General features: G+C 26.1%; 3 protein-coding genes. 1 reads left to right on the forward strand and 2 read right to left on the reverse strand.

The window, feature by feature from the left end; translation table 11 throughout:
• Nucleotides 1–631, forward strand: a 631-nt coding sequence (locus ACMUOV_RS05245; RefSeq protein ID WP_413854055.1) for an aminotransferase class I/II-fold pyridoxal phosphate-dependent enzyme, incomplete at its 5' end; no start/stop codon positions are given.
• Nucleotides 632–832: 201 nt separating this feature from the next.
• Here the strand turns inward: ACMUOV_RS05245 and ACMUOV_RS05250 are convergent.
• Complete coding sequence (locus ACMUOV_RS05250; protein WP_413854056.1) at nucleotides 833–1,732, reverse strand: nucleotidyl transferase AbiEii/AbiGii toxin family protein; 900 nt, start codon at nucleotides 1,730–1,732, stop codon at nucleotides 833–835.
• Nucleotides 1,729–2,322: a type IV toxin-antitoxin system AbiEi family antitoxin domain-containing protein gene (locus ACMUOV_RS05255; protein ID WP_413854057.1), complete on the reverse strand. Its 594-nt coding sequence runs from the start codon at nucleotides 2,320–2,322 to the stop codon at nucleotides 1,729–1,731. The genes ACMUOV_RS05250 and ACMUOV_RS05255 overlap by 4 nt, the downstream gene beginning before the upstream one ends.
• Nucleotides 2,323–2,418: the final 96 nt, after the last annotated feature.

The raw sequence follows: 2,418 nt of genomic DNA on the forward strand, positions 1-2,418 counted from the left end.
GGCAGCAATTGCACCTAAAGAGTTTTATGTTAAACTTATACAATTTGCCAAAAAGTATAACATTATAGTTGCTTACGATAATGCATATTCCGAAATTTATTATGACGACAACGAAAAACCTATGAGTTTTTTGGAATTTGAAGGAGCAAAAGAAGTTGGTGTGGAGTTTCACTCGTTATCAAAAACTTACAATATGACCGGCTGGAGATTAGGTTGGGTTTGCGGTAACAAAGATATTGTTGCAGCAATAGCAAAAGTAAAAGATAATTATGATTCCGGAGTTTTTCAAGCAGTACAGGAAGCGGGAATTACGGCATTAACAAGTTCTCAGGAATGTGTGGAAGATATGAGAACAATATATAAAGCAAGAAGAGATGCTTTATGTGACGGACTAAATGCACTCGGTTGGAATGTAACAAAGCCGAAAGCATCTTTTTATGTTTGGGCAAAAGTTCCGAAAGGATATAAATCGTCTGAAGTGGTTTCAAAACTGTTGGATGAATGTGCAATAGTTTGTACTCCCGGTAACGGTATGGGAAAAAGCGGTGAAGGGTATGTCAGATTTGCATTGACAGTCCCTGTTCCGAGAATTAAGGAAGCGTTGGAAAGAATAAAAAATTGCAAGTTTTAACAAATATATAGCGACCTTAATCTTAAGGTCTTTAACGACACACCACAAAAATAACTTTTTGTCATTCTGGACATAATCTGGAATCAGAATCTATGATAGAATAAAATACATTTAATAAAAATTCGTTTTTGTATGCTTATAATTGCACTGTAATTAAAAGTTTTTGGAATCTATTAACAATTAGAATATTAAATACTTATTTTAAATCCACTTGTTTAAAGAAGCATTCCATGTTTTATTTATTTCCTTTTCTTCTATCATATCATTCCATATAGGAACAAAAAATTTTGTTATTAAAATAATAACATCATCAAATTGTAAATTTTTTATTTGTAATTTTTTGCAAAAGTTCTTCCATCTTGATACAACTTCCTTATTTGAAACCAATTCAATAATTTGTTTTATTGTATTTTTATCATAATAACTATTTCTGTTTTTTAATGTTTTAATTACTGCTTGTTTTAAATTATTGGCATTAAAATCAAATTTGTTTGCAAGATAATATATATCATAATAATCTTTCATTCTGCTCGATAATTCAAATCTTTGTATTATAGCGTCAAGTTTTTCTGCAATAGTACTTTCAATGGAATAAACTTTTATTGTAGGTTTAGAAAAATTTTTTAACTGTGTATTAATCATTAGTTTTTTAGGTTTTGGAAAAATAACATCACCGAATCCAAAATCAACATTAAATGGAGTTTTAGTGTTCTTTATCTTTCCGATTAATTGACAAGAAATACCGTTATACTTTCTTTGAGGAGAAATTATTTCTATTTTGTTTATTTTAAAAGAAATGTAATTATTTCCTGTTTCAATTTTTATAATTTCTTCCATTATATTCTTTATTGTTTCAATTGAATTAGATAATTTGTTTAATAAAAAATCGATATCTATTGTTACTCGGCTTTCAAAATTTGTTAATGTATATATAAAAAGACCACCTTTTAAAATAAAATTATTTGAATATTTTGAAAAAGATAATCTTCTCAAAAATTCTTCTTGGCAAAATAATTGTAAATATACCTGTAAAGATATTCCCGTATTTTTACTTTTATTCTTTAGTTGTTCTATTATTGATTTACCTAAATCTGTCGTCATAAAAACAGTCCTATTATGTTTTTTGCTTTTTTTTGAATATTCCTTTTTTTTGAATATTCCAATAAATTTTTAATGTTTTTTTTAGAATCTTTTATATATGCCTGAACGGCTTTATTAAACAGTTCTTTATCTATCTTTTTTTCATATTTAAAACATTCACAAATTAATCTGTCTCTGTCAAAAATTTTCATACTGCAATTTTTGTATTTTGCAGTTGTTATTCCGTATTCTAATTCCTTTGGTTCAATATAATAGGGTTTAACAACAGGAAATGATATTTTAAATTTTGCTTTAGATATATCTTTATTTACGGCAATATGCCAACACAAAGGAGTTTTATCACTATATCCGTAATAAAACAAAGCGGAATCCATACAGATAACGGCAGTTGGAAAAAGCAAAGATATTAATTTTTCTTCACTATAATTATTACCTTTTAAACAATAATATCCGTTTCTTATTTTTTCAATAGAATCTTCTTCAATTAAATATTGAATATCATTGTAATTCAAATCTAAATCGTATAATTGATTTGATTTTAAAATACCGTTGTTTTTAATAAATTTTTCTTTAATTTTTTTTATATTCATATTTTTATAATTTAGCCGCTTTACTATTTACAAAGCGGAATATTTATATAATTATTTTAATATATAAAGTTATAAAAGTCAACATAAAACAAATAA

Origin of the sequence: Candidatus Ruminimicrobium bovinum (genome assembly GCF_902760015.1) — a bacterium.
GTDB lineage: Bacteria > Elusimicrobiota > Endomicrobiia > Endomicrobiales > Endomicrobiaceae > Ruminimicrobium > Ruminimicrobium bovinum.